The following is a 26,004-nucleotide window of genomic DNA, read 5'->3' on the forward strand; positions in this document are numbered from 1 at the left end:
ACAGTGGCTCTAAGCGGCCGGCGGCGCCGACGTTCCGCCGAGATCCTGGAGGAAGGAGCTCCAGCCGCCCGTGGGCGCCTGTCCGACCCCGAGCGTACGGAGCTTCTCGAGGATCTTCGGGTCCTGGACGTCGAGCCAGTCGCAGAACTGACGGAACGACACCAGCCGTACGTCCTTCTTGCCCGCCATGACTTTCAGCGCCTCTTCCACGGCGTCCATGTATATGCCGCCGTTCCACTGCTCGAAGTGGTTGCCGACGAAAAAGGGTGCGCGATTGGACTCGTACGCGCGCTGAAATCCGCTGAGATAGGCCTCGGTGGCCTGCTCGCGCCAGCCCGGATAACGGGACGGCATTCCCTTCGTCGAATTTCCCGATTGGTTGGCCAGCATGTTGTAGTCCATCGAGAGCACCTCGAAGGAGTGCCCGGGGAAGGGGACAGCCTGCAGTGGAAGGTCCCACACCCCACCCCGCTTCACGGGCCAGATCTGACGGCCGCCGGGTGAACTCGCGTCGTAGCGCCAGCCGAGCTTCTTCGCGGTCGGAAGCAGATTGTCCTGGCCGAGCAGGCACGGGGTGCGTGCACCGACGAGTTCCTTGCGGTAGTCGAAAGGCAGCGGGTCCATGTCGGTCCAGCCGCTGTTCGTTTTCCATTCGGTGACGAAGGAGACGGCCTGGTCGGTTTCGTTCTCCCACTGCGCGGGCGTCCAGTTCTTGACGGAGCCCGACCCGCCGCAGAAATGCCCGTTGAAATGGGTTCCTATCTCGTGACCATCGAGCCACGCCCGGCGCAAGTGCGTCAGCGTAGCTTTGATGTGGTCATCGCTGAGATATGCGATGTCGGACGCACCGACGGGGTTGTTCGGCGGCCGGTACAGCGTCTTCTTCGACTCGGGGAGCACATAGAGGCCGGAGAGGAAGAAGGTCATCGCCGCGCCATGGTTCTCGGCGAGTTCCAGAAAACGCGGGAAGAGCCCGTTGCCGACCTCGCCCGCGCCGTCCCAGGAGAAGACAACGAACTGCGGAGGGGTGTCCCCCGGCTCCAGCGGCTCGGGATTCTCCGGCTGGTGCGGCTGCTTCCCGGTGTCGGCGGTCGAGCCGTCGCCTATCAGCCGGACGGCGGGCTCGGTGGGACGGGGCGTCGCACGGCCCCCGGTGCCGCCAGTACCGCCCCGGCCTGGCTCCTGCACCGGCGGGTCGGAACCGATAGTGAGACTCGTACCGCACCCGGCGACGCCCATCGCCGCCGCGGCCCCGAGTCCCGCCCCCAGCAGGCTTCTTCGGCTTATTTCCCGCACGGCCAGCCGCCCCTCTTCATCGTTGCGTCTCTGTGCTGCCATGGGTGAGACCGCAGTCGGGGCGGGACTGTGACAGGCATCCCCGGCAGGACTTCGTCATGAACGGACGCCAGTGGGGCGGAGGGCGAGTGATCGCTCCTGGGCCGTCTCTGGGCCGTCCGAAGCTGCTCAGTGACGACCGGTGACGACTACTGACGAGGGTCGCAGCCGGCGACAGCCGCAGGTCACCCGATTGGATCTGCGACACTGATAAGGCCATGCCTAAGCCCGGAGAACTCACTTTCGTCGCGCCGCGCGGAGCCAAGACGCCGCCGCGGCACCTTGCCGATCTCACGCCCGCCGAGCGCAAGGAGGCGGTCGCCGCGATCGGTGAGAAGCCGTTCCGTGCCAAGCAGCTCTCCCAGCACTACTTCACCCGGTACGCGCACGACCCGGAGCAGTGGACCGACATCCCCGCCTCCTCCCGCGCCCGGCTCCAGGAGGCGCTGCTCCCGGAGCTGATGACGGTCGTACGGCATCTGTCGACCGACGAGGACACGACCCGCAAGACGTTGTGGCGGCTGTTCGACGGGACCCTCGTCGAGTCCGTGCTCATGCGGTATCCCGACCGGGTCACCATGTGCATCAGCTCCCAGGCGGGCTGCGGCATGAACTGCCCCTTCTGCGCCACCGGCCAGGCCGGCCTCGACCGCAACCTGTCCACCGCCGAGATCGTGCACCAGATCGTCGACGGGATGCGGGCGCTGCGCGACGGCGAGATCCCCGGCGGCCCGACACGGCTGTCGAACATCGTCTTCATGGGCATGGGCGAGCCCCTCGCCAACTACAAGCGCGTCATGGCGGCCATCCGCGCCCTCACGGACCCCGCCCCGGACGGGCTCGGGCTCTCTCAGCGCGGTATCACCGTGTCGACCGTCGGACTGGTGCCGGCCATCCACCGCTTCGCCGACGAGGGCTTCAAGTGCCGGCTCGCCGTCTCGCTGCACGCGCCGGACGACGAGCTGCGCGACACCCTCGTCCCCGTCAACACCCGGTGGAAGGTCCGTGAGGTCCTCGACGCCGGCTTCGAGTACGTCGAGAAGTCGGGGCGCCGGCTGTCCATCGAGTACGCCCTCATCCGGGACATCAACGACCAGGCGTGGCGGGGTGATCTGCTGGGCCGGCTGCTCAAGGGCAAGCCCGTGCACGTGAACCTGATCCCGCTCAACCCGACCCCCGGCTCCAAGTGGACCGCGTCGCGGCCCGAGGACGAGAAGGCGTTCGTCGAGGCGATCGCCGCCCACGGAGTGCCGGTGACGATCCGGGACACCCGTGGCCAGGAGATCGACGGGGCGTGCGGGCAGCTGGCGGCCAGCGAACGTTAGGGCGGTAGTCTGGGCCCGGTCATTACATCTTCATATTCCGACAGGGGAGCGCCACAGCGCTGAGAGTGCGGGAGAGCCCGCAGACCCTCTGAACCTCGCCCAGGTCATTCTGGGTAGGGAGTTCGGTCTTCACTCGAGCTGTTGCGCCCTGCCCGGGAACCCTTCGAGGCTCCCGGGCAGGGCCGCGTCTCTTCCTGGTCACCCCAGGAGGAATTCAGTGAGCATCACCGGCAAGCGGTTCGCCGCCGTGGTCGTCGGGCTGGGCATGGTCACGCTGTCCGCGTGCGGGTCGTCCGGCTCCGCGAGCGGGAGCGGCGGCGACTCCAAGACCGTGACCCTCGTCAGCCATGACTCGTGGGCCGCCTCGAAGAGCGTCGTCTCGGCCTTCGAGAAGGAGTCCGGATACACCGTCAAGGTCCTCAAGGACGGCGACGCCGGCCAGGCCGTCAACAAGGCGATCCTGACCAAGGACAACCCGCAGGGCGACGTCTTCTTCGGCGTCGACAACACGCTGCTGTCCCGGGCCGTCGACAACGGGCTGTTCCAGCCCTACGAGGCCAAGGGTCTCGACCAGGTCGGCGCGCAGTACCAGCTCGACAAGGGCAAGCACCGGGTCACGCCGATCGACTACGGCGACATCTGCGTCAACTACGACAAGAAGTACTTCGCCGACCACCGGCTCACCCCGCCGGCCACCTTCGACGACCTCACCAAGCCCGCGTACAAGAACCTGCTCGTCACCGAGAACGCCGCCACGTCCTCGCCGGGTCTCGGCTTCCTGCTCGGCACCGCCGCGAAGTACGGCGATGGGGACACCGCCGGCTGGCAGGGCTACTGGAAGAAGCTCAAGGACAACGGAGTGAAGGTGGTCGACGGCTGGGAGCAGGCGTACGACCAGGAGTTCTCCGGTTCCGCCGGAGGCCGCAAGGCGGGCGGCGACCGGCCGCTCGTCGTCTCGTACGCATCGTCGCCGCCCGCCGAGGTCGTCTACGCCGAGCCGCGGCCCAAGACCGCGCCGACCGGTGTCGCGACGGGCACCTGCTTCCGTCAGATCGAGTTCGCGGGCCTGCTGAGCAACGCGCACAACACCAAGGGTGCGAAGGCGTTCATCGACTTCCTGATCAGCAGGCGGTTCCAGGAGGACATGCCGCTCAACATGTTCGTCTACCCGGTGGTCCAGGGCGCGAAGGTGCCCGCCGAGTTCACCGAGTACGGCCCCGCGGCCAAGAGCCCCGAGACCATGGCCCCGGGCAGGATCGCTGCCAACCGTGACCAGTGGGTCAAGTCGTGGACCTCGCTCGTACTGAAGTAGCCCGGGAGGCCGACGCGGAAGCAGGCGCGTCGGCCGCAGGGGCTCGGCGGAGGCGCGGGAGGCGGGGGAGCGTGGCGCGGCTCGGGCTGATGGCCCTGCCCGTCGCGTTCTTCGCGGTCTTCTTCGCCTACCCCGTCGCCGCGATCGTCGCCCGTGGTCTGCGCGTCGACGGGGTGTGGCGGCTCGGACGCCTCGCGGACGTGCTCGCCCAGCCCGACATCCGGCACGTCCTGTGGTTCACGACCTGGCAGGCGCTCGCCTCCACCGCCCTCACGCTGCTGGTCGCGCTCCCCGGCGCATATGTCTTCGCGCGCTACGACTTCCCGGGCAAGCAGGTGCTGCGCGCGGTCGTCACCGTCCCGTTCGTGCTGCCGACCGTCGTCGTCGGTACGGCCTTCCTGGGGCTCGTCGGCCGCGGCGGTCTGCTCGACGACCTGTGGGGGCTGCGGTTCGACACGACCGTGTGGGCCATCCTGCTCGCCCACGTGTTCTTCAACTACGCGGTGGTGGTCCGGACCGTTGGCGCGCTGTGGGCACAGCTGGACCCGCGTCAGGAGGAGGCGGCGCGCATGCTCGGCGCCTCCCGTCTCGCGGCCTGGGGGAAGGTGACACTGCCCGCGCTGGGCCCGGCCGTCGCGGCCGCCGCACTGATGGTGTTCCTGTTCACCTTCACCTCGTTCGGCGTGGTGCAGATCCTCGGCGGTCCCACGTTCTCCACGCTGGAGGTCGAGATCTACCGGCAGACCTCGGAGATCTTCGATCTGTCCACGGCCGCCGTGCTGACGCTCGTCCAGTTCCTGGCGGTGGGGGCGATCCTCGTCTTGCACGCCTGGACCGTGCGCCGCCGGGAGAGCGCGCTGCGCCTGGTCGACGCGTCCCGCACGGCGCGCAGACCGCACGGGGCGGGGGAGTGGGCGCTGCTCGGCTCTGTCCTCGCCACGGTCGCCGTCCTGCTCGTGCTGCCGCTCGCCGTCCTTGTCGGGCGGTCCCTGGATGCGCCGGGTTTCGCGTACTACGAGGCGCTGACCCACGACGACGGCGGCACCTTCCTGGTGGCGCCGATCCACGCGATCGGCACCTCGCTCCAGTACGCCGTCGCGGCCACCGGCATCGCGGTGCTGATCGGCTCACTCGCCGCCGCGGCCCTTGCCCGCAGGGACGCCGGCCGGCTCGTACGGGGATTCGACGCGCTGCTGATGCTGCCGCTCGGCGTGTCCGCCGTGACCGTCGGCTTCGGTTTCCTGATCGCCCTGGACAAGCCACCGCTGGACCTGCGCGGTTCCTGGATCCTGGTGCCGCTCGCCCAGGCGCTGGTGGGTGCCCCCTTCGTCGTGCGCACCATGCTGCCCGTGCTGCGAGCCGTGGACGCACGGCTGCGGGAGGCGGCCGCCGTGCTCGGGGCATCGCCGTGGCGGGTGTGGCGGGAGGTCGACCTGCCGATCGTGCGGCGTGCACTGCTGGTCGCGGCCGGGTTCGCGTTCGCCGTGTCGCTGGGCGAGTTCGGGGCGACGGTGTTCATCGCCCGGCCGGACAACCCGACGCTGCCGGTCGCGGTGGCGCGACTGCTCGCACGGCCCGGCGACCTCAACTACGGCCAGGCAATGGCTCTTTCGACGATTCTGATGGTGGTGTGCGCGGTGGCGCTGCTGGTCCTGGAGAGGCTGCGGAGCGATCGGACGGGGGAATTCTGACCATGCTCAGACTCGACACGGCGACCGTGCGCTTCGCGGGACGCGCCGCGCTCGACGCGGTAGGCCTGGATGTCGCCGAACACGAGATCGTGTGCGTGCTCGGGCCGAGCGGCAGCGGCAAGTCGACGCTGCTGCGGACCGTGGCGGGTCTGCAGTCCCTCGACTCCGGACGGGTGTTCCTCGACGGCCGGAATCTGGAGGGGGTTCCCGCTCACCGGCGCGGCGTCGGCCTGATGTTCCAGGACCACCAGCTCTTCCCGCAGCGGGACGTCGGCGGCAACGTCGCCTTCGGGCTCCGGATGCACGGAGCGGCACGCTCCGAACAGCAGGCCCGCGTACGGGAGCTGCTCGATCTCGTCGGACTGCCCGGGGCCGAGCGCCGAGCCGTCGGGTCCCTCTCCGGCGGCGAGCAGCAGCGTGTCGCGCTCGCCCGGGCGCTCGCCCCTCGGCCCCGGCTGCTGATGCTGGACGAACCGCTGGGTCAGCTCGACCGGTCGCTGCGCGAGCGCCTGGTCGTGGAACTCCGTGAGCTGTTCGGCCGGTTGGGCACGACCGTGCTCGCCGTCACCCACGACCAGGGCGAGGCCTTCGCACTCGCCGACCGGGTCGTCGTGATGCGCGACGGAAGGATCGCCCAGTCGGGTACGCCACTTGAGGTGTGGCAGCGGCCCGCGGACGAGTTCGTGGCGCGTTTTCTCGGCTTCGACAACGTGGTGGAGGCGACCGTCGTCCACGACGCCGCGGACACTCCCTGGGGCAAGGTGCCCGTCCCGGAGGGCTCCCCGCAGGGGCGCGGCAGCCTGCTCGTGCGGCCCGCGGGAGTACGGCTCGTGGACGCGTCCGAAGGCCTGCGCTGCACCGTGGCCGCACGCACCTTCCGCGGCACCCATGTCGCGGTGCGACTACGGCCCGCCGAGGGCCCCGCGCTGGAGGCGGCGTGCCCGCTGCGGGCGGCGCCGGACCCCGGGGACGAGGTCGGGGTCGTGTTCGACGCCGCCGAGGTCGTGGTGTTGGACGGCGCTTCCGGCGCACAGCCGGGCTGAAGTATGCCCCAGTGGGCGCGACGGCTCGCCCCGCTACGCACGACGGCCCGCCCCGGGAAGGGGCGGGCCGTCCTGCTTACGGGCCTGAAGGCGTCAGCTGGCCTTCGACGCGCCGCGGCGGCGCATGCCGAAGAACACCGCGCCACCGCCTATGACGACCAGGCCGCCGGCGATACCGGCGATCATGGGCGTGCTGGAGCTGGCGCCGGTCTCGGCGAGGTTCGACGTGCCGGCCGCGGGCGAGGGGGAGTTGTCCCCGGTGGTGGTGGGGGCCGTGCTCTCCGACGCCGACGCCGACGGGCTGTCGGACGGGGACGGAGTGGTGGAGGGCTGCGGGGTCTCCGAGGCCGGCGGCGTGGTCTCGGAGGTCTGGCAGGCGGTGGACGGGGTGGTCAGGTTCGGCTTGATGTCCTCGTCGACCAGGTTCTTCCCGGCGGTGACGTGGATGCGGTAGGTGGCGTTCGGCTTCCAGTCCTCGGCGAAGGTGATGGTGGTGCCTTCGCGGGAGCCCTTGACCTCCTGCGAGCCGACCTGGTGGTCGTCGGCGCCGTTGTTCTCGAGGAACACGGTCACGGTCGCCGGGGTGCCGGAGAAGTCCTTGTCGGTGACGACGATGACGCCCTTGCCGCCGTCGCACTTCGCATCGGCGGAGAACTCACTGATGTTGCAGGCGAGCGCGTTGCCGGCTGCGCCGAGCGCGAGCACAGCGGTTGCGGAGGCGACGCCAAGAATGCGCACCGTACGCGCGGTGCGGGAGGATTTGGACACGATTGCCCTTCACGGGATGCGCAACTGCGGGGGGTTTGAGGGGCGTTGCAGCAACAACAGCGCCCCCAAGAGGCTCACCTGTTTATAAGCGGCGGCTAAGTGCTGTCAACGGCGATGTCCGGCATGACGGTCGACTTTGCCGGGTCGTTAACTATTGGCGTGTTTGAAACCCGCTCAGAGAGCTCAACCCCCCCGCCGCGGCGACCCCGTTCAGGGGCGGCGGTTCAGCCCTGAACGGCCGCCGGGTCCATCCACATGACCTCCCAGGTGTGGCCGTCCGGGTCGTCGAAGGCACGGCCGTACATGTAGCCGTGGTCGATCGCCTCCCGGCTGCCCGTGCCACCGGCCGCGAGGGCCCGGTCGACCAGCTCGTCGACCTTCTCGCGGCTTTCGGCGCTCAGACAGAGCAGCACCTCGCTGGTCTTGGTGGCGTCCGCGATCTCCTTCTCGGTGAAGTCGGCGTAGCGCTGCCGGCCCAGCAGCATCGCGATGATGGTGTCGCTGATGACGACGCAGGCGCAGTCGTCCGTGGTGAACTGCGGATTGATCGTGTAGCCGAGCTCCGTGAAGAACTTCTTCGACGCGTCGACGTCGGCGACGGGCAGGTTCACGAAGATCATCTGCTGGTACATGAGCGGTGTCTCCCGGCGGTGAGGTGGTCCGTACGCAGAGATGGACCGCGGACCGAGGAGGAACTCATCGGTGGTACGGGAGGAACTTCACGGCTTTTTCCAAGCGGGCCGGCGGCCGTCCATCGAGGGGCCCGCACCGGTCTTCCGAGCGGCGCGTATTTCCCGAGCGGACCGGCGCCCGTCTCGCGGGCGGTCGGGGCGTATTTCCCAGGCGAGCCGAGGTCGCAGCTCCAAGCAAGCTGGACCCGTCGCTCCAAGCAGGGTCGGCGGCGACCTTCCAGCAGGGTCCGCGGCGCCCTTCTCAGCAGCTCTCAGCGCGCCAGCGGCATCGCCGCGATCTCCGCCACCGCCCAGGTCACCGGCACGAACACCGCGACCAGAGTGCTCGTGCGCAGCAGTGCCGCGGTGCGCAGCACCCTGGCCGGAGCGCCCAGCCGCACCAGCGCCGCGACCGTGTCGGCGCGCTCCTGCTTGGCCTGCACCGCGGCCATCGCCAGCGTCGCGAGCGCGCAGCCGACCACGAGCACGGCGCCCAGCGTGGTGAGCGGCCCGAACGCGGGGCGTGCGCCAGCGTACATCGCCACCATCGCGTACGCCCCCGATGCCACCGCGCACACCACCCCGAGCGGCCGCCCGATCCGACGGGCCTCCTCCTGCAGACCGCGCCCGGCGAGCAGCCGCATGGCACCAGGGCGCGCGGACTGCAGCATCCAGCCGCAGAGATGGACGAGGGCAGGCCCGGCCAGGGCCAGCCCCAGCGCCGTCAGCGCCCAGCCGGCCAGCACCCCGGAGGGGCCGTCCGCGAGACCGCCGGGCAGGTGGAGCCCCGGTGCATGGTCGGTGTCGCCGGCGCGGGTCTCCACGGCGAGTCCCGCGGCGAGCGCGGCCACCCCCCAGGGGAGGCCGCCCGGGGCGGGCCGGGGAGCGGGCGGCAATACGGGCGCGGCTGTCTCGTCAGGAAGGCCGGGCGACTGCGTGTCCGGAGTGTTCTCGGCCTCGTCGGTGCTCGGTGTGCCGCGGCCCGCCCGCTTCTTGCGCTGCGGCTGTCCGCCCCGAGGGCGCAGGGCGAGTGCGCTCGCCAGGGACGCCGTGATCGGGACCACCGAGAGGAGCGTGAGCACAGCGGGGAGCGGCAGGGGCTGGTCGGCAGCGAGGAACTCGGAGGCCGTGCCGTCGAACGGCATCCCCGTCAGATCGCCGCGCAGATGCAGGAAGACCAGCAGTGCCAGCAGCGAGCCGAACACGGTCGACAGTGCCGTGGTCGCCATGGAGAGGCCCATCAGCCGGACCGGTCCCAGGCCGATGGCGGCGAGACCCGAGCGCGGCTGGGTCCCCGGGTCCGTGCGGGCGACGGCGACCGCGAAGTACACCGTGGCGGCCATCGGCACGAGGCACCAGATGAGCCGCAGCACGGAAACGGCCGATGCCTCCGGGTGCCCCATGGCGTATCCCAGCGTGCACAGCAGTAGGAAGCCGGTGCCCGCCGAGGCCGCCGCGACCAGGAGCCGGCGCAGCAGGATCAGCGGGTGCGCCCCGCGGGCTAGACGGAGAGTGAGCACGGCGCCCGGCCTTCCTCGGGCACAGGGGGCAGATGAACGGTCTTCACTTGCCGTCCGTCCAGCAGGGGCACTGTGCGGTCGGCGACGACCGCGGCGTCTGCCGGGTGCGCGGCAAGGATGATCGTGATGCCGTGCGAGCGGGCCGCGGCGGTGAGCGTGCGCAGGACCTGGACGCCGTCGGCCTGGTGCAGGGAGGCGGTCGGTTCGTCCGCGAAGAGCACCGTCGGGCACGCGGCGAGCGCCCGTGCGACGGCGATCCGCTGCCGCTCGGCCTGGGCCAGCTCACATGGCCGCTTGCGGGCGCAGTCCCCGACGTCGAGGCGCTCCAGCCACTCCAGGGCGGTGGTCTTGGCCCGGCGGCGGCTGGTGCCGCGGAGCATCAGGGGGAGGGCCGCGTTCTCCCATGCGTTCAGTTCGGGCAGCAGCAGCGGCGCCGGATCGATCCAGCCGAACCGGTCGCGGCGCAGCCGTTCGCGCTTCATCGCTCGCATGGTGTGCACAGGTGTGCTGTTGAACCACACCTCGCCCCGCTGGACGGGGAGCAACCCCGCCAGGCACTGGAGCAGGGTCGTCTTGCCGCTGCCGCGCGGGCCCGTGACGGCGAGGACCTCGCCCTCGCGTACGCCCAGGGAGACACCGCAGAGCGCGGGTGAGCCGTTGTGCTGGAAGTACAGGGATTGTGCCCAGAGCACGTCGTTGTCCGGCGGGGCCACCATCGCGTACACCTCGGTTCAGATCCGTTGTCCCGTGCCGATCCCCGTCCGGGGGACCCGTTCGGGGGAACGAAGGCAGAAGCGATCGGTCACATCGCACGCTAGGCAGACCGCGCCGGGAGCTGCGGACAGCAACGGCCCCGGACCGCCGTTTCTCACTCCAACGGGCGGCACGGGGCCGTTGTTTGATCATCCATAAGGATGATCGGAACCTCGGGCGACTCAGAGCTTGGTCCACGCCTCCGTCAGCGTCGCACGCAGGATCTGCTCGATCTCGTCGAACGTCTCCTGGTTGGAGATCAGCGGCGGGGCGAGCTGGACGACCGGGTCACCGCGGTCGTCGGCACGGCAGTACAGACCGTTGTCGAACAGTGCCTTGGAGAGGAAGCCGTACAGGACGCGCTCGGTCTCCTCCTCGTTGAAGGACTCCTTGGTCGCCTTGTCCTTGACCAGTTCGATGCCGTAGAAGAAGCCGTTGCCGCGGACGTCGCCGACGATCGGCAGGTCGTGCAGCTTCTGCAGGGTCGACAGGAACGCGGACTCGTTGTCGAGCACGTGCTGGTTGAGGCCCTCGCGCTCGAACAGGTCGAGGTTGGCGAGGCCCACGGCCGCGGAGACCGGGTGGCCGCCGAAGGTGTAGCCGTGCAGGAAGGTGTTGTCGCCCTTGTAGAACGGCTCGGCCAGGCGGTCGGAGATGATGCAGGCGCCTATCGGGGAGTAGCCCGAGGTCATGCCCTTGGCGCAGGTGATCATGTCCGGGACGTAGTCGAACTTGTCGCAGGCGAACATCGTGCCGAGGCGGCCGAAGGCGCAGATGACCTCGTCCGACACGAGCAGCACGTCGTACTGGTCGCAGATCTCGCGGACCCGCTGGAAGTACCCGGGCGGCGGCGGGAAGCAGCCGCCGGCGTTCTGCACCGGCTCCAGGAAGACCGCGGCGACCGTGTCCGGGCCCTCGAAGAGGATCTGCTGCTCGATCTGGTCGGCGGCCCAGCGGCCGAAGGCCTCGGGGTCGTCACCGAAGATCGGGGCGCGGTAGATGTTGGTGTTCGGGACCTTGTGCGCGCCGGGGACCAGCGGCTCGAAGGGGGCCTTGAGGCCGGGCAGGCCGGTGATGGACAGGGCGCCCTGCGGGGTGCCGTGGTAGGCGACCGCGCGCGAGATGACCTTGTACTTGGTGGGCTTGCCGACCAGCTTGAAGTACTGCTTGGCGAGCTTCCAGGCGGTCTCGACGGCCTCGCCGCCGCCGGTGGTGAAGAAGACCTTGTTCAGGTCCCCGGGCGCGTGGTCGGCGAGACGCTCCGCCAGCTCCACGGCCTTCGGGTGGGCGTACGACCACACCGGGAAGAACGCCAGTTCCTGCGCCTGCTTGAACGCCGTCTCCGCCAGCTCGGTGCGGCCGTGGCCCGCCTGGACCACGAACAGACCGGCGAGACCGTCGAGGTAACGCTTGCCCTTGTCGTCGTAGATGTAGGTGCCCTCACCCCGGACGATGGTGGGGACGGGCGCGTTCTCGTACGAGGACATGCGGGTGAAGTGCATCCACAGGTGGTCGTACGCGGTCTTGCTGAGGTCCTTGCTGCTCACGGCTATCGGGTTCCCCACATGTAGGTCTGCTTCTTGAGCTTGAGGTAGACGAAGCTCTCGGTGGAGCGCACTCCGGGGAGAGCCCGGATGCGTTTGTTGATGACGTTCAGAAGGTGGTCGTCGTCCTCGCAGACGATCTCCACCATCAGGTCGAAGGAGCCTGCCGTCATCACGACGTACTCGCATTCGGACATGGCGGTCAGCGCGTCGGCGACGGGCTCCAAGTCGCCCTCGACGTTGATCCCGACCATCGCCTGCCGCCGGAAGCCCACGGTGAGCGGGTCCGTGACAGCGACGATCTGCATCACGCCCTGGTCGAGAAGCTTCTGGACGCGCTGGCGCACGGCCGCCTCGGACAGGCCGACCGCCTTGCCGATCGCGGCGTACGGCCGGCGGCCGTCCTCCTGGAGCTGCTCGATGATGGCGAGGGAGACGGCATCCAGCTGGGTGCCGCCGTTCCTGGACTCGCGGGAGTCCCTCTGGTCTGCGCTTCGACTGGCCACGACCTCACTGTGCACGACGTCTCGATAGTTCCGCAAGGCTGGATCGATGAAATTCGTTGTTTCTGTGATCGAACCCTGCGGATTTCGCAGCCACGGCGGGATCGGGGCTGTTGAAAACGTGGGTGCACGGACTAGGGTGGGTGTCTCAGCGATTGGACACCGAACTTGGAGGGCCGGCAGTGAGCACCGAGCTGCGTCGTCTGCGCAATTACATCGACGGCGAATTCCGTGACGCCGCCGACGGACGGACCACCGAGGTGGTCAATCCTGCGACCGGCGAGGCGTACGCGACCGCCCCGCTATCGGGTCAGGCGGACGTCGACGCCGCGATGGCGGCCGCCGCCGCTGCCTTCCCGGCCTGGCGCGACACGACCCCCGCGGAGCGCCAGAAGGCCCTGCTCAAGATCGCCGACGCGTTCGAGGAGCGCGCCGAGGAACTGATCGCGGCGGAGGTGGAGAACACGGGCAAGCCGATCGGCCTGACCCGCTCCGAGGAGATCCCGCCGATGGTCGACCAGATCCGCTTCTTCGCGGGTGCCGCCCGCATGCTCGAGGGCCGCTCGGCCGGCGAGTACATGGAGGGGATGACCTCGATCGTGCGCCGCGAGCCGGTCGGTGTCTGCGCCCAGGTGGCGCCGTGGAACTACCCGATGATGATGGCCGTGTGGAAGTTCGCCCCGGCGATCGCGGCGGGCAACACGGTCGTCCTGAAGCCGTCGGACACCACCCCGGCCTCCACGGTGCTGATCGCCGACATCATCGGCTCCGTCCTGCCCAAGGGCGTCTTCAACGTCATCACCGGCGACCGCGAGACCGGCCGCATGATGGTCGAGCACCCGACCCCGGCGATGGCGTCCATCACGGGCTCCGTCCGCGCGGGCATGCAGGTCGCCGAGTCCGCGTCCAAGGACGTCAAGCGCGTCCACCTCGAGCTCGGCGGCAAGGCGCCGGTCGTCGTCTTCGAGGACACCGACATCGCCAAGGCCGTCGAGGACATCTCGGTGGCCGGCTTCTTCAACGCCGGCCAGGACTGCACGGCCGCCACCCGCGTCCTCGTCCACGAGTCCATCCACGACGAGTTCGTGGCAGCGCTCGCCAAGGCCGCGTCCGAGACGAAGACGGGCCGGCCGGACGACGAGGACGTGCTGTACGGGCCGCTGAACAACCCGAACCAGCTCAAGCAGGTCTCCGGCTTCATCGAGCGCCTGCCCGCGCACGCCAAGGTCCAGGCCGGTGGCCACCGGGTCGGCGACCAGGGCTACTTCTACGCGCCGACCGTCGTCTCGGGCCTCCAGCAGGACGACGAGATCATCCAGAACGAGGTCTTCGGCCCGGTCATCACCGTCCAGTCCTTCACGGACGAGGACCAGGCGATCGAGTACGCGAACGGCGTCGAGTACGCCCTCGCGTCCTCGGTGTGGACCAAGGACCACGCGCGCGCCATGCGTATGTCCAAGGCCCTCGACTTCGGCTGTGTGTGGATCAACACGCACATCCCGCTGGTCGCCGAGATGCCGCACGGCGGCTTCAAGAAGTCCGGTTACGGCAAGGACCTGTCGGCCTACGGCTTCGACGACTACACGCGGATCAAGCACGTGATGACGTCGCTGGACGCGTAACAGGCGACGCCGACCGAGCGGCCCCGGACGGGAGTTGTCCCGTCCGGGGCCGCGGCGTTTCTCCGGCCGCGGGACAACTGACCTCCCGAGCCGGCCGATTGGCGTTCCGGTTCCGCGAAGGCGGCTCCCGGCGGGCACGGGCCCTCGAGGAACGCCTCCTCCCCGTCGGAAGCGAAGACCGCTCGCGCCTGCCCGACTGTCTCAAGCGTCCTGCGGATGACCGGACTTCGCCGGCACGCACCGCCACGCGAGGCCCCCGGCCGCCAGATAGGCGAGCGCGCCGATGGCCATGCTGATGCACAGCCCCGCGCTGTAGTCGGCGCCCGTGGCGAGCAGGCTGCCCCCGAGTGCCACACCGGTGGCGCTGCCGATCTGGCGGGTGGTGTTGAACAGGCCCGAGGCGGCCCCCGAGTATTCCGCGGGTGCCGCACCCATCACGGTGGTGGTCGAGCCGGTGAGGGCGAAGGAGGTACCGAACCCCGCGGCCATCATCGGAGCCACCAGCAGCGGATAGGCGGGAGTGGCTCCCGCCGCGGCCCAGCCGGCGAGTCCCAGGGCGGCGAGCAGCATGCCGCAGACCACCAGCGGACGGTCGCCGGTACGGCGGGCGAGCCGCCCGGACAGGACCGATGCGAACATGGTCATCGCCACCGCCGGGAACAGTGCGGCCCCCGCTTCGAGGGCGCTGAAGCCGCGCTGGTGCTGGAAGTCGAGGCTGGCGGTGAACACCATGCCGTAGAAGCCGAAGTTGAACAGCAGGCCGATGACGGCTCCGCCGCTCATCGCACGCGAGCGCAGCAGGTTCGGCGGCAGAGCGGGAGTCCTGGCCAGCCGCTCGCGCACCGCGAATGCCGCGGCGGCCGCGACGGCCAGGCCCAGCCCGGCGAGAACGGCGGGATCGGTCCAGCCCCGCCGCCCGGCCTCGTTGAGCGCGGCGGTCAGCAGCGCCACCGTCGCCACGACCGCGCACTGCGCAGGCCAGTCCGGAGCCCGGGTGGTGCGCCGGGGCGAGGGCGTCACGTGGCGCAGCGTCAGCAGCAGACACGCCACGCCGACAGGCACGTTGATGAGGAAGACCCACCGCCAGCCCACGGTGGAGACCAGCAGCCCGCCCAGCAGCGGCCCGGCAGAGGCCGCGATGCCCGCCATCGACCCCCACAGTCCGAAGGCGCGCGAGCGTGCGGCCGCGGCGGGGTAGGCCTGCTGGAGCAGGGCCAGGGAACCGGGCACGATCAGCGCGGCGCCGAGCCCCTCCACCAGCCGGGCCCCTACCAGGAAGGAAGCGCTCGGCGCGAACGCGCACGCGGCCGAGGCGACGGTGAACACCACCACACCCGAGCAGAAGACCCGGCGGTTGCCGAGCCGGTCGCCCAGCGCACCACCGGTCATCAGCAATCCGGCGAAGACCATGGTGTACCCGTCCGTGATCCACTGGATGCCGGTGAGCGAGGCCGACAGTTCCCGGCCGACCACCGGAACGGCGACGTTGATGATCGTCACGTCGAGGATCACCATGAAGTAGCCGGCGCACACCGCCAGCAGCGGTGCCAGGGACCGCTGTCCGGACTCCGGGGCCGACTTGGGGAGGGCCAGGGGCTCGTCGCCGCCGGCCGATTCCGCGAACGCCACGTCCCCCACCCCATCCCGTCCGCGCAGGGCTCTACGCAAAAGCCACAGTAAGGGACATGTGGTTCATGTCGTGGCACGGAGTCGATTCATGCCACCTCCGCCTCGGAGCGGGGCCCGAAAAGGCTCGAGCGGCAGCCGTAAGAGCCTTCACGCTTTCGTGGCACGGCCGTTGACGGTCGGTGGGGTACCCCATTCGGCGGTATTGCGGTGACGGGCGGTGCGCTGGACCGTTGAACCAGTATGAGCAGAAGTCGCAGGTTGCGGGATCTGTCGGGGGAGTTGGCATTCGACCAGTTGAGGGCCGAGTTGGCCAGAGCGGCCATGTCGGTGACCGGGTCGAAGTCGGCGCGGAAGAAGGCTGAGGAAACGCTTCGCCTGATGGGCGCGGAGCCGGACGACGGCCTCGGTGAGGCAGCGCCGCCCGGCTCGGACTGAAGTCGTTCACCGGCCTTCTCGGTTTTCCTCGGCGGTCGTCGGCGTTGTCTCGGCGACGGCCGGCCCGCTGTCGTCGGCGGGCGGCTGGACGACCGCGGGTGGCTGCTCCATGCCGCACAACCGGCCGTCGGCCGTCGCGGCGCGGACGGTGCCGGCACAGGCGTATGAGCGGATACGGGCGCACGAGGTGCGCGCGGTAGGTCGGTTGGGCTTCCCGGCGTCCCTGCCGCGGCCAGCCGCCGTGCTGAGCACGTGAGTGACGCTCCGGACTTTGCCATTCCTTTACAACCTGCTCCGCTGCTGCCTCGTCTCTTCGCTCGACCCGTGACCCGGCCCACCGAGTACCGGGCGGGCCGACGAAAGAGAGCGATTCCATGCGCCGAACTGTCCTCAGCTCCATGGCACTTGCGTGCACCGCAGTGCTGGCGGGCACTGTGCCCGCGTTCGCCGACGGGGCGACCGCGACCCCCAGCCCCGTCCCGGCCCGGGCGTCGAGCGCTGCCCCCAGCGCCGAACCCACCCGGGCCCCCAGCGCCGTACCCAGCCGCGCGTCGAGCCCGGCACCGGCCCGGGGCCAGGTCTCCGTCGTGCCGTCGGGCGCACCCGACACCGGAGTGGTGGCCGACTCCTCGCCGTCCGGGGCCATGGACGGCCTGATCGGCGGTGGCGCTGCCGCGGTGCTCGTCGCCGGGGGTGCGGCGGTCTTCGTCGTACGCCGCCGGCGGGCGACCGGGGCATGACCCCGCTCTCCAGGCGCGCATTCGCCACTGCGGCGCTGGCCTCGCTGCTCGTGGGCTGCGGTGGCCACCCGGCTCACCAGGCCACGGCGGCACGCCCCGGAAGCGGCCCGCCGTCCTCGCCGGCATCCGCGAAAGCGGTGCAGCCCTTGGGCCGTTCGGTCCCGGTCAGGCTGCGGATCCCGGCCATCGGGGTCGACTCCTCGGTCATGCCGCTGGGGCTGGCGCCGGACGGCACCGTGCAGGTGCCCCCCGTCATGGCACACGACCGGGCGGGCTGGTACCAGCACTCGCCGACGCCGGGTGAGGTGGGACCGTCGGTCATCCTCGGCCATGTCACGGTCGGCGCCTACGGGGACGGGGTCTTCCGTCGGCTCGCGCGGCTGCACCGGGACGACCGGATCGTGGTGCGCCTGGAGAACGGCACGGCGGCGGTGTTCACCGTCAGTGCCGTACGGACGGTCGCCAAGGCGGACTTCCCGGCGAACGACGTCTACGGGGACGTGGACCGTCCTGAGCTGCGGCTGATCACGTGCGGCGGACCCCGCACTGGCGACGGGTACCTCGACAACGTGATCGTCTTCGCCGCGCTGACCTCCTCGACCCCCTGACCCTCCCGGCGCCCTCCGGGCTCATCCCTCACCCTCGGCTTCGCTCGAGCGGCGGGAACCCATGAGCAGGGAGGACCGCCATCCGGGATGCCGGGCCCACGGAACGTACGCCTGCGGCCCGGCATCCTTCTCTACGAGTGCCCTCACGACCATGGAGAGCGTTGAAACGGTCCCGTGACAAGGCGGCGTCCGAGCTGTTCGCCGTCCTCTATCCACGCCTCGCCGGCTGGTGCCGCCGTCTCGTCGACGACGACGAGACGGCCCACGAGATCGCCTCGGAGGCGTTCACCCGGCTCTGGGCCCGCTGGACGTCCGTGGAGGAGCCCCGCGGCTTCCTCTACGTCACCGCGGCCAACCTCGTCCGGGACCACTGGCGCAAACTGGAGCGCGAGCGCAGAGCCATGCGCCGCGCCACCTCGGAAGCCGCCGTCCGCGCTCACAGCGAACAGGCGGACCCTTCAGTGCGGCTGCTCGTGCAGTCGCTGCCCGAACGACTGCGGGTCCCGATCCTGCTGCACTACTACGCCGACATGCCGATCCGGGAGGTGTCCGTGCTGACCGGGCGCAAGGAAGGAACCGTCAAGGCCGATCTCCACGCGGCCCGCGAACTGCTCCGCGTCCACCTGAGGAGAAGCCTTGACCACACGCTTTGACGACGGCCCGGAGCACGGATCCGAGGACCCCCTCGCGGTGATCCTGCGCCCCGCTCCCGAGCACCTCGGCCCGCCCCCCGGCCGGTACGAGGCGATCCGCCGCGCCGCAGCGCGCCGCCGGCTGCTCCGCGCCGCGGCCGGGGTGGGCGCGTCCGTGGTCGTCGCCGTCCTCGTCGCGCTGCCGCTCCGCCTGACCGCATCCGAGGCGCCCGCGTCCCCGACGGTGCCCCTGGCCCCGCCGCCCGCGAGCGGCCCCGCGCAGCACCACGCCCCGTCGGAGCCACCCGCCACGTCGGCGAACCCCACTCCGTCGGCGTCGCCCCCGCGCGTCAGCCCCACTCCGACCGGCGGGCCACAGGACGGCGGCTCCCGCCACCCGAGCAGCTCGGCGGTCCCGACCCGCGAGCCGTCGGCGACACGGACGTCGGCGCGATCCGAGCCGTCGGCGGGAAGGACCGGGGCCCCCGCCTCACCCGACGGCCGTACCCCGCGGTAGGCGGCGGGCCGTGCCCGGTGCCGCGGGTGCCATCGCCGGCTTGCCTCGCCGCGCCTGAATCGCTGTACCTGGGTACGGTTTGACCACAGGGTTCGGATGAGGGAGTGAACATCCGTGGTGTTCTGGTATGGCCACAACCTCGGCGGATGGGGCTGGTTCGCCATGTCGGCGGCCGCGATCCTCTTCTGGGCGCTGATCACCAGCGCCGGTGCCCCGTTCTTCCGGGCCCTGCTGCGATCCGAGGGCGGCGGGGCGCCGGATGCCACCGCGCCGGACGGGCCCGCTCCCGAGCGGCTGCTCGCCGGGCGCTTCGCGCGCGGAGAGATCGGCGGGGACGAGTACCGCCGCGGTCTGGACGTTCTGCGCAACGACGGGCGACCGCTCGATCAGAGGTGACCCGGGCGCTGCGGCGGCTACCGGTCACAGCGGACCGCCGACCGGGACGGCGACGAAGGGAGTCCTTCGATGGCGCAGCAACCGCCCATGGCACCGGTCGACCGGCCGGTGGTCGCCTCGTATCCGACCTATCAGCAGGCCCAGCGCGCGGTCGACTTCCTCTCCGACAGCAAGTTTCCGGTGGAGCGCACCGCGATCATCGATTCGGACCTGCGGATGGTGGAGACGGTGCTCGGCCGTCTCACCCGCGGCCGGGCGGCCTTGGCGGGCGCGGGCTCGGGTGCCTGGTTCGGACTGCTCATCGGTCTGCTCCTGTCGCTGTTCGCCGCGGGCAACCATGACGTCCTGCTGCTGATGGTGAGCGGATTGTTCTGGGGCGCGATCTTCGGCGCCCTCTTCGGTTTCGTCGGCCACGCCCTGACCGGAGGCCGCCACGACTTCGCCTCCCGCAGCCAGATCGTGACCGCCCGCTATGACGTGGTCGCCGAGGCGGCCGTCGTGGAGGAGGCGAAGAACCTGCTCATCAAGCTGGGCTGGCGCGAAGGCTGAGCCAAAGGAGCGGCCGCTTCGAGCGGACGGCTGCCGCGGGCACGACCGGACCGGGTGCCTGCTTCCGGGGCGGTCACCGTGCCGCGCGTCTGCTGAGCCGCCCGATGCGACAACGGAATGATTGGTGAGCGAATGTCTGGTTCGCGCCCTACAGCAAGGAGCCGAGAAGCCATGTCCGTGATGCGAGTCGCCCAGGTGGCCGAGCCCCGGGGGAGTTTCGAGATCGTCGAGCGGGAACTGCCGGAGCCGGGGCGGGGGCACGTGCGGATCGCCGTGGAGGCCGTCGGTGTCTGCCACACGGATGCGGTGTTCGTGCAGACCCCCTCTCCGGCCATCCACTTCCCGCTCGTGCCCGGGCACGAGGTGGCGGGCAGGATCGACGCGGTGGGCGAGCGGGTGGTCGGCTGGGGAGTCGGCGCCCGGGTGGAGGTGGGCTGGTTCGGCGGTCAGTGCGGCCACTGCCGCCTCTGCCGCCAGGGCGACTTCATCAGCTGCGTCAATCTGAAGGTGCCGGGCCTGTCCTACGACGGCGGATACGCCACCCACATCGTGGTGCCCGTCGAGGCGCTGGCGCGCATCCCCGAGGGTCTCTCCGCGGTCGACGCCGCCCCACTCGGGTGCGCGGGCGTCACCTCCTTCATGGGGCTGCGCAGCAGCGTGGCCCGTGCCGGGGACCTCGTCGCCGTCCTCGGCGTGGGCGGCCTCGGGCATCTGGGCATCCAGTACGCCACCAGGATGGGTTTCGAGACCGTGGCGATCGCCCGCGGCCGGGACAAGGAGGATCTGGCCCGGCATCTGGGCGCGGACCACTACATCGACAGCTTGGCCTCCGATCCCGCGCAGGCGCTGAAGGACCTCGGGGGTGCCAAGGTCGTCCTCGGCACCGCGGCGAACTCCGACGCCATGTCGGCGACGATCGACGGGCTCGCCCCGCGCGGGCAACTGGTCGTGATCGGGGTGACGAACGAGTTGCTCAAGGTGACGCCGACGCAGCTCATCGGGGGCAGCAAGTCCCTGAGCGGGCATCCGTCGGGCACGGCGCAGGAGGTCGAGGAGACCATGGCCTTCAGTGCGCGCACCGGCGTACGGCCGATGGTCGAGACGATGCCGCTCGAGGAGGTCAACGACGCCTTCGCACGCATGCTGTCCGGGGCTGCGCGCTTCCGCATGGTGCTGACCACCGGCGGATGACGATGCCACCGCGCGGTCCCACGAGAGGCGGGGTGGTCACCCCGGCCGTCCGGTGCGGCCGCGGGAGGCCTCGGATCCGTCCGTGCCCCGTGCCGACCGTCGAGTGAGTGTCCGAGCATGTCCTTCCAAGCCGGCGAGTACACACTGCAGAGCGCCTGCGGCAAGAACCAGCGCTCTCCGCTGCGCGACTTCCTGCACACCGAGACCGGCAGCGCGGCCGTCCTGGTGGCGGCGGCGCTCGCGGCACTCGTCTGGGCCAATGCGGCTTTCTCGGGCTACGAGGAGTTCTGGCGGACTCATCTGTCCCTCCGGGTGGGCCCGTACGGGGTGTCGCTTCCGCTGCGCGAGTGGGTGAACAGCGGACTGATGGCGCTGTTCTTCTTCGTCGTCGGCCTGGAGGCGCGCCGCGAGTTCGACATGGGCGAGCTGCGTGACCGCACACGTCTGGCGCTGTCGCTCGCGGCAGGCGTGGGCGGCATGCTCGTCCCGATCGGTGTCTACCTCGCGTTCAACGCCGGCCACGCGACGGCGCAGGGCTGGGGCACCGCGATGTCCACCGACACCGCCTTCGCCCTCGGCATGCTCGCCGTCATCGGCCGCCACATGCCCCCCGGACTGCGGGTCTTCATCCTGACCCTCACCGTGGTCGACGACTTCCTGGCCCTCGGTGTCATCGTCATCGCCTACAGCGGTCGCCTCAACATGCCGTCGCTGCTGGTCGCCGCCGGCACCTTCGCCGTCGTTCTGCTCGTCCGGTGGCTTGGCGTCCGCCACTCCGCCGTGTACGCGCTGCTGGCGCTGATCGCATGGGTCGCCCTGCTGGAATCGGGCGTGGACCCCGTGGTCATCGGACTGGCCATGGGCCTGCTGACATACGCCTACCCGGCGGCGCGCACCGAACTGGAACGCATCACCGGGCTGTTCCGGCTGTTCCGCGAGCAGCCGACGCCGGAACTGGAACGCACTGTGCGCGCCGGGATCGCCGCGGCCATCTCCCCGAACGAGCGGCTTCAGCGCATGTTCCACCCGTGGACCAGCTACGTCGTCGTACCGCTCTTCGCCCTGGCCAACGTCGGCATGCCGATCGGTCTCGACCAGCTGGGACGGGCGTTCGCCTCACCGGTGACCCTGGGCATCCTCCTCGGCTACCTCCTCGGCAAACCGATCGGCATCGTGGGGGCCGCGGCGCTGGTGACGGCGGTGAGCCGCGGACGGATCCGGGTCCCGGTCGGCTGGGGCGCCGTCCTCACGGGCGGGACCCTGGCGGGAGTGGGGTTCACCGTCTCCCTGCTCATCGCCACCCGCGCCTTCGCCGGCCTGCGACTCGAGGAGGCGAAGATCGGCATCCTGAGCGCCGTCCTCGGCTCCTTCGTGGTCAGCCGGCTCGTCACAGCAGCCATACACATGCTGCCGCGCCCCCTTCGGATGCGGGCGCTACTCGGGAAGTCGGAGACGATCGTCGATCTGGCGGTGCCCGTCGACCCCTACCGCGACCACGTCCGTGGTCCGCGCGACGCGCCGGTGACCGTCGTCGAGTACGGCGACTACGAGTGCCCGTACTGCGGGCAGGCGGAAAGCGTGGTGCGCGAACTGCTCGGGGACTTCGGGGACGTGCGGTACGTGTGGCGGCATCTCCCGCTGACCGACGTCCACGGGCACGCCCAGCTCGCCTCCGAAGCCGCTGAAGTGGCCGCTCTGCAGGGGCGCTTCTGGGAGATGAACGATCTGCTGCTCGCTCATCAGGGGGCCTTGGACTTCGACGACCTGTCGCGCTACGCCACGGACATCGGGCTCGACGCGGTCCGCTTCGAACGGGACATGCGTGCTCACGCCGGCGCGGTACGCGTGGCCGAGGACGTCGAGTCGGCGGACCTCAGCGATGTGGCGGGGACGCCCACCTTCTTCGTCAACGGGCGCAGACACCAGGGCGCATACGACATCGCCAGCCTGTCCGAGGCCGTACGCGTGGCTCGTGAGCGCGCTGCCCTGGCCGCCTGACGCCACACCGAGGTTCTTCTTCCGTACGAACGGCGCGCCGGGCCATCCCGGCGGCTCGCCCGGCGTCAGTCGTGATCCGGTGTCCGCCTCAGAGCCCGCGCAGTGCGCACAACTCGTCGACGCGGTTCGTGGTGATCGAGTCGACGCCCAGGTCGAGCAGGCGCCGCATCGAGCGGCGGGTGTCGGGAGTCCACACGGACAGCAGATGGCCGCTCCGGTGGACTCGGACCGCGAGGTCGCGATCGATCAGGCTGAAGCGGTAGTTGAGCCAGCGCGGACGCACCGCGTCGAGCAGGCCGGGACGGGGCGGGGCCAGGGTCGTCCAGGTCAGCGCGATCTCCGCGGAGGGGTCGGCGGCACGGACCGCGAGCATGGTCTGCGCTCCAGCGGAGTAGTACACCCGCTCCTCGGCGCCGCACTGCCGGACGACGTCCACGATCCGGCGCACCTCCCTCAGCGAGGGGTGGCCCGGCACATCGATCATGACCCGGGTGCCGTCGGTGGCCGCCAGTGCGTCCGCCAGTGTCGGCACCCCGCCCGCCGTCAGTCCCCGGACCTCGTCCGAGGAGAGCGCGGCGAGCGGGCGGTCCTGCTCCCACAGCCGTTTCAGTGTTCCGTCGTGCAGCAGCACCGGGACGCCGTCCCGGGTCAGCCGTACATCGATCTCCACCGCGTCCGCGCCCCGCCGGACGGCGGAGCGCAGCGATGCCAGCGTGTTCTCGCGATGACGGTAGGGGTCGCCGCGGTGGGCGACGGCAGTCACGGTGCGCATGGGCCCCATTGTGAAGGTGGAGCGCCGCGAGCCGGGTCCCCGGGGGTCCGGACGGCCGGTGGTGTCACGGGGCGAGCCACACCGTGGTGTAGGCGTCGATCTCGGCGGCCAGCTTCGCCTTGCCGGCGTCGTCCAGGAAGGACGCCTCCACCGCGTTCTGGGCGAGGCCGGCCAGACCCCGCTCGTCGAGGTCCAGCAGCCGTGCGGCGACCGCGTACTCGTTGTTGAGGTCGGTGCCGAACATCGGCGGGTCGTCCGAGTTGACGGTGACGAGGACACCCGCGTTCATGAACTCCTTTATGGGGTGCTCGTCCAGCGTGCGGACCGCCCGCGTTGCGATGTTGGAGGTCGGGCAGACCTCCAGCGCGATGCGGTGCTCGGCGAGGTGGGCGAGCAGCTTTGGGTCGCGGGCGGAACTCGTACCGTGTCCGATCCGCTCGGCACGCAGCTCGTTCAGCGCGTCCCAGACCGTCTCGGGGCCGGTCGTCTCGCCCGCGTGCGGCACGGACCGCAGGCCGGCGGCGATGGCCCGGTCGAAGTACGGCTTGAACTGCGGCCGGGGGACACCGATCTCGGGTCCGCCGAGCCCGAAGGAGACCAGCCCCTCGGGGCGCAGCCGGTCGTCGGTGGCGAGCCGGGCCGTCTCCTCCGCGGATTCCAGTCCCGCCTCGCCGGGGATGTCGAAGCACCAGCGCAGGACGGTGCCGAATTCGGCCTCCGCCGCCTTGCGGGCGTCCTCGATCGCCTCCATGAAGGCGCGCTCGTCGATGCCGCGGCGGGTGGACGAGAAGGGGGTGATGGTGAGCTCCGCGTAGCGCACCTGCTGCCGGGCCATGTCGCGGGCGACCTCGTACGTCAGCAGGCGGACGTCCTCGGGGGTCCGGATCAGGTCGACGACGGACAGATAGACCTCGATGAAGTGCGCGAAGTCGGTGAAGGTGAAGTAGTCGGCGAGGGCCTCGGGGTCCGTGGGCACCTTGGAGTCGGGGTGGCGGGCCGCCAGTTCCGAGACGATGCGGGGGGAGGCGGAGCCGACGTGGTGCACATGCAGTTCGGCCTTCGGCAGTCCGGCGATGAAGGCGTGCAGATCCCGCACGGCGGGCGCGTCGTGGTAGGCGCTCAAGGGTTCCTCCCCGGGAACGGCGTCCCGGCCACGGGCTCGGGCGGGACGCGGATGATCGGCTGATCGATGACTCAGGGATCATCGTAGGGCGCGGGTCACGCCGGGCAGGCGCGGGCCGTAGCATGACGGAACGTACGACAGAGGGGGGACCTCACGCATGTCCGACGACGCGCAGGCGCCGGGAACGCCGCAGGACGCCATCCCGGGCCCATGGGATCGGCCGGGCGACGGGACGGACGGGTCACCGGGCACGCCGGCCGCCGGGGGCGTCCCGGCCGCGCAGGCGTCCGGCGCCGAGTCCGGCGGGCGAATACCGCCGGGTGCCGCCGCCGTCCAGGCGCCCAAGGTCCCGCTCGACAAGCCCGCCGCAGGCCAGGAGTCCGGACCCTGGACGTCGCCCGCCGACCGGGCGCCCTTCGCGAGCCCCGCCGATCCGGCCGCCGGAACCCCCGCCGCCCCCCGGGAGACTGTGGTCTCCGGCGGCCCCTCCGTGCACGACCAGCCCACGGTCGTCTCCCCTCCGGGCTCCGGAACACCGGACGCTCCCGCTCACCCGGCCTGGAGCAACCCGTTCGCCCCGCCGAGCCCCGGCCCTGCGGCTGCGGCCCCGTCCTCGGGCAACCCGTTCGCTCCTCCGTCTCCCGGTGCCGCCGGAAACCCCTTCGCGCCGCCCGCCGCCCAGGCCGTGCCGCCACCGCCCATGGGACCCGAGGGACCCGGGCAGCTGTCGTACGGCTACCCCCAGTACCCCGGCTACCCGGGGTACGGCATGCCGTACGGACCCCAGGGCCCCGGCTACGGCTGGCCCGGGCTGGTACCCGTACCGAGCAATGGCATGGGCACCGCCTCGCTCGTGCTGGGCATCATCTCGGCGGTCGTGTTCTGCCTCGGACCGGTGGCCGCCGTGATCGGTGTGCTCGCCGTGATCTTCGGCATCGTCGGCCGCCGCAAGGCACGCCGCGGGGAGGCGACGAACGGCGGGATGTCCCTTGCCGGTCTCATCTGCGGAGCGGTCGGAGTCGTCCTCGGCATCCTGATGCTCATCGTCTACATCACCGCTCCGGACAGCGGCGACGACCCTTGGAGCAGCACGGACGACGGCTACTCGACGTCCTTCGTGACGCACGGGCTTCCGTAGCGGCACCGACGGCCGTACCCGGGCTCCATCACCGCCCATATTTGGGCGGATCGGGCCAATCGCGCCCGGGCGGCGTCCCCGCCCGGGCGTCCCGGTGCACGAGGTGCCAGCCGATACCGCCGGGGCGGCCCGGGCGGAAGGGACGCGGCTTGGGAGGCGTCGTGTTCGTGTCGTGCATCGTCACATGGA

At 70.8% G+C, this 26,004-nt stretch carries 25 protein-coding genes and 1 pseudogene; 15 read left to right on the top strand and 11 right to left on the bottom strand.

The features are described 5' to 3' along the window. Positions 1–9: 9 nt before the first annotated feature. Complete coding sequence (locus ACWDA7_RS10520; protein ID WP_450603750.1) at positions 10–1,296, bottom strand: hypothetical protein; 1,287 nt, start codon at positions 1,294–1,296, stop codon at positions 10–12. Between the two features lie 257 nt (positions 1,297–1,553). Here ACWDA7_RS10520 and rlmN point away from each other — a divergent pair, with 257 nt between their 5' ends. The 4 genes from rlmN (at position 1,554) to ACWDA7_RS10540 (ending at position 6,706) form a co-directional block, all read left to right on the top strand. Continuing rightward, positions 1,554–2,660 (top strand): 23S rRNA (adenine(2503)-C(2))-methyltransferase RlmN, encoded by a 1,107-nt coding sequence (gene rlmN / locus ACWDA7_RS10525; protein ID WP_360998526.1) that lies wholly within the window; start codon positions 1,554–1,556, stop codon positions 2,658–2,660. A 265-nt stretch (positions 2,661–2,925) separates the two neighbouring features. After that, entirely contained in the window at positions 2,926–3,972 is a 1,047-nt protein-coding gene (locus tag ACWDA7_RS10530; RefSeq protein WP_450603752.1) for a thiamine ABC transporter substrate-binding protein, read from the top strand. A gap of 89 nt (positions 3,973–4,061) precedes the next feature. Beyond that, the gene (locus ACWDA7_RS10535; protein ID WP_450603753.1) at positions 4,062–5,663 is read left to right on the top strand and encodes an ABC transporter permease; all 1,602 of its coding nucleotides are present in this window, start codon (positions 4,062–4,064) and stop codon (positions 5,661–5,663) included. Positions 5,664–5,665: 2 nt separating this feature from the next. Then, positions 5,666–6,706 (top strand): ABC transporter ATP-binding protein, encoded by a 1,041-nt coding sequence (locus tag ACWDA7_RS10540; RefSeq protein ID WP_450603729.1) that lies wholly within the window; start codon positions 5,666–5,668, stop codon positions 6,704–6,706. Positions 6,707–6,799: 93 nt separating this feature from the next. On the opposite strand, the gene ACWDA7_RS10545 is transcribed toward ACWDA7_RS10540, so the two are convergent. From ACWDA7_RS10545 to ACWDA7_RS10570, 6 genes are all read right to left on the bottom strand, one after another. Beyond that, entirely contained in the window at positions 6,800–7,474 is a 675-nt protein-coding gene (locus ACWDA7_RS10545; RefSeq protein WP_450603730.1) for an LAETG motif-containing sortase-dependent surface protein, read from the bottom strand. Between the two features lie 224 nt (positions 7,475–7,698). After that, complete coding sequence (locus ACWDA7_RS10550) at positions 7,699–8,106, bottom strand: VOC family protein (protein WP_450603731.1); 408 nt, start codon at positions 8,104–8,106, stop codon at positions 7,699–7,701. Between the two features lie 311 nt (positions 8,107–8,417). Continuing rightward, positions 8,418–9,665, bottom strand: coding sequence for a hypothetical protein (locus ACWDA7_RS10555; protein WP_450603732.1), 1,248 nt, complete (start codon positions 9,663–9,665; stop codon positions 8,418–8,420). Then, positions 9,647–10,381, bottom strand: a complete 735-nt coding sequence (locus ACWDA7_RS10560; RefSeq protein ID WP_359402800.1) for an ABC transporter ATP-binding protein — start codon at positions 10,379–10,381, stop codon at positions 9,647–9,649. The genes ACWDA7_RS10555 and ACWDA7_RS10560 overlap by 19 nt, the downstream gene beginning before the upstream one ends. Positions 10,382–10,600: 219 nt before the next feature. Beyond that, on the bottom strand, positions 10,601–11,983 hold the full coding sequence (locus tag ACWDA7_RS10565; RefSeq protein ID WP_359402797.1) for an aspartate aminotransferase family protein: 1,383 nt from the start codon (positions 11,981–11,983) through the stop codon (positions 10,601–10,603). After that, positions 11,968–12,483 (bottom strand): Lrp/AsnC family transcriptional regulator, encoded by a 516-nt coding sequence (locus ACWDA7_RS10570; protein ID WP_450603733.1) that lies wholly within the window; start codon positions 12,481–12,483, stop codon positions 11,968–11,970. The genes ACWDA7_RS10565 and ACWDA7_RS10570 overlap by 16 nt, the downstream gene beginning before the upstream one ends. A 164-nt stretch (positions 12,484–12,647) precedes the next feature. Between ACWDA7_RS10570 and ACWDA7_RS10575 the strand changes: the two genes are divergently transcribed. Next, on the top strand, positions 12,648–14,087 hold the full coding sequence (locus ACWDA7_RS10575; protein WP_433130557.1) for a gamma-aminobutyraldehyde dehydrogenase: 1,440 nt from the start codon (positions 12,648–12,650) through the stop codon (positions 14,085–14,087). 201 nt (positions 14,088–14,288) lie between these two features. On the opposite strand, the gene ACWDA7_RS10580 is transcribed toward ACWDA7_RS10575, so the two are convergent. Further along, positions 14,289–15,716 (bottom strand): MFS transporter, encoded by a 1,428-nt coding sequence (locus tag ACWDA7_RS10580; RefSeq protein ID WP_450603734.1) that lies wholly within the window; start codon positions 15,714–15,716, stop codon positions 14,289–14,291. 240 nt (positions 15,717–15,956) lie between these two features. On the opposite strand from ACWDA7_RS10580, the gene ACWDA7_RS10585 reads away from it, so the two are divergent. Beyond that, positions 15,957–16,151, top strand: coding sequence for a hypothetical protein (locus ACWDA7_RS10585; protein WP_450603735.1), 195 nt, complete (start codon positions 15,957–15,959; stop codon positions 16,149–16,151). A gap of 6 nt (positions 16,152–16,157) precedes the next feature. Here ACWDA7_RS10585 and ACWDA7_RS10590 read toward each other — a convergent pair whose 3' ends face one another. Then, entirely contained in the window at positions 16,158–16,403 is a 246-nt protein-coding gene (locus ACWDA7_RS10590) for a hypothetical protein (RefSeq protein ID WP_450603736.1), read from the bottom strand. A 122-nt stretch (positions 16,404–16,525) separates the two neighbouring features. On the opposite strand from ACWDA7_RS10590, the gene ACWDA7_RS10595 reads away from it, so the two are divergent. From ACWDA7_RS10595 to ACWDA7_RS10630, 8 genes are all read left to right on the top strand, one after another. Continuing rightward, positions 16,526–16,891, top strand: a complete 366-nt coding sequence (locus ACWDA7_RS10595) for a sortase-dependent protein (RefSeq protein WP_450603737.1) — start codon at positions 16,526–16,528, stop codon at positions 16,889–16,891. Beyond that, positions 16,888–17,499, top strand: coding sequence for a class F sortase (locus tag ACWDA7_RS10600; protein WP_450603738.1), 612 nt, complete (start codon positions 16,888–16,890; stop codon positions 17,497–17,499). The genes ACWDA7_RS10595 and ACWDA7_RS10600 overlap by 4 nt, the downstream gene beginning before the upstream one ends. Positions 17,500–17,660: 161 nt before the next feature. Next, the gene (locus ACWDA7_RS10605) at positions 17,661–18,152 is read left to right on the top strand and encodes an RNA polymerase sigma factor (protein ID WP_450603739.1); all 492 of its coding nucleotides are present in this window, start codon (positions 17,661–17,663) and stop codon (positions 18,150–18,152) included. After that, positions 18,136–18,648 carry a hypothetical protein gene (locus ACWDA7_RS10610; RefSeq protein ID WP_450603740.1) on the top strand — a complete coding sequence of 171 codons (513 nt, stop codon included), beginning with the start codon at positions 18,136–18,138 and terminating at the stop codon, positions 18,646–18,648. The genes ACWDA7_RS10605 and ACWDA7_RS10610 overlap by 17 nt, the downstream gene beginning before the upstream one ends. 114 nt (positions 18,649–18,762) lie before the next feature. Beyond that, complete coding sequence (locus ACWDA7_RS10615) at positions 18,763–19,044, top strand: SHOCT domain-containing protein (RefSeq protein WP_450603741.1); 282 nt, start codon at positions 18,763–18,765, stop codon at positions 19,042–19,044. A 69-nt stretch (positions 19,045–19,113) separates the two neighbouring features. Beyond that, complete coding sequence (locus ACWDA7_RS10620) at positions 19,114–19,593, top strand: general stress protein (protein ID WP_450603742.1); 480 nt, start codon at positions 19,114–19,116, stop codon at positions 19,591–19,593. A gap of 171 nt (positions 19,594–19,764) precedes the next feature. Next, complete coding sequence (locus ACWDA7_RS10625; protein ID WP_450603743.1) at positions 19,765–20,784, top strand: alcohol dehydrogenase; 1,020 nt, start codon at positions 19,765–19,767, stop codon at positions 20,782–20,784. Positions 20,785–20,901: 117 nt separating this feature from the next. Next, on the top strand, positions 20,902–22,782 hold the full coding sequence (locus ACWDA7_RS10630; RefSeq protein ID WP_450603744.1) for a Na+/H+ antiporter NhaA: 1,881 nt from the start codon (positions 20,902–20,904) through the stop codon (positions 22,780–22,782). Positions 22,783–22,870: 88 nt separating this feature from the next. Here ACWDA7_RS10630 and ACWDA7_RS10635 read toward each other — a convergent pair whose 3' ends face one another. Next, positions 22,871–23,554 (bottom strand): glycerophosphodiester phosphodiesterase, encoded by a 684-nt coding sequence (locus ACWDA7_RS10635; protein WP_450603745.1) that lies wholly within the window; start codon positions 23,552–23,554, stop codon positions 22,871–22,873. 64 nt (positions 23,555–23,618) lie between these two features. Continuing rightward, positions 23,619–24,801: pseudogene (locus tag ACWDA7_RS10640) on the bottom strand (adenosine deaminase). 33 nt (positions 24,802–24,834) lie between these two features. On the opposite strand from ACWDA7_RS10640, the gene ACWDA7_RS10645 reads away from it, so the two are divergent. Beyond that, positions 24,835–25,815, top strand: coding sequence for a DUF4190 domain-containing protein (locus ACWDA7_RS10645; protein ID WP_450603746.1), 981 nt, complete (start codon positions 24,835–24,837; stop codon positions 25,813–25,815). Positions 25,816–26,004: the final 189 nt, after the last annotated feature.

The sequence above is a fragment of the Streptomyces sp. NPDC001156 genome (assembly GCF_053598275.1).

Coding starts and splice junctions, on each gene's coding strand:
- rlmN (WP_360998526.1), top strand. CDS start 1,554: ATGCCTAAGCCCGGAGAACTCACTTTCGTCGCGCCGCGCGGAGCCAAG.
- ACWDA7_RS10530 (WP_450603752.1), top strand. CDS start 2,926: ATGGTCACGCTGTCCGCGTGCGGGTCGTCCGGCTCCGCGAGCGGGAGC.
- ACWDA7_RS10535 (WP_450603753.1), top strand. CDS start 4,062: ATGGCCCTGCCCGTCGCGTTCTTCGCGGTCTTCTTCGCCTACCCCGTC.
- ACWDA7_RS10540 (WP_450603729.1), top strand. CDS start 5,666: ATGCTCAGACTCGACACGGCGACCGTGCGCTTCGCGGGACGCGCCGCG.
- ACWDA7_RS10550 (WP_450603731.1), bottom strand. CDS start 8,106: ATGTACCAGCAGATGATCTTCGTGAACCTGCCCGTCGCCGACGTCGAC.
- ACWDA7_RS10560 (WP_359402800.1), bottom strand. CDS start 10,381: ATGGTGGCCCCGCCGGACAACGACGTGCTCTGGGCACAATCCCTGTAC.
- ACWDA7_RS10585 (WP_450603735.1), top strand. CDS start 15,957: ATGAGCAGAAGTCGCAGGTTGCGGGATCTGTCGGGGGAGTTGGCATTC.
- ACWDA7_RS10595 (WP_450603737.1), top strand. CDS start 16,526: ATGCGCCGAACTGTCCTCAGCTCCATGGCACTTGCGTGCACCGCAGTG.
- ACWDA7_RS10600 (WP_450603738.1), top strand. CDS start 16,888: ATGACCCCGCTCTCCAGGCGCGCATTCGCCACTGCGGCGCTGGCCTCG.
- ACWDA7_RS10620 (WP_450603742.1), top strand. CDS start 19,114: ATGGCGCAGCAACCGCCCATGGCACCGGTCGACCGGCCGGTGGTCGCC.
- ACWDA7_RS10625 (WP_450603743.1), top strand. CDS start 19,765: ATGTCCGTGATGCGAGTCGCCCAGGTGGCCGAGCCCCGGGGGAGTTTC.
- ACWDA7_RS10630 (WP_450603744.1), top strand. CDS start 20,902: ATGTCCTTCCAAGCCGGCGAGTACACACTGCAGAGCGCCTGCGGCAAG.
- ACWDA7_RS10635 (WP_450603745.1), bottom strand. CDS start 23,554: ATGCGCACCGTGACTGCCGTCGCCCACCGCGGCGACCCCTACCGTCAT.
- ACWDA7_RS10645 (WP_450603746.1), top strand. CDS start 24,835: ATGTCCGACGACGCGCAGGCGCCGGGAACGCCGCAGGACGCCATCCCG.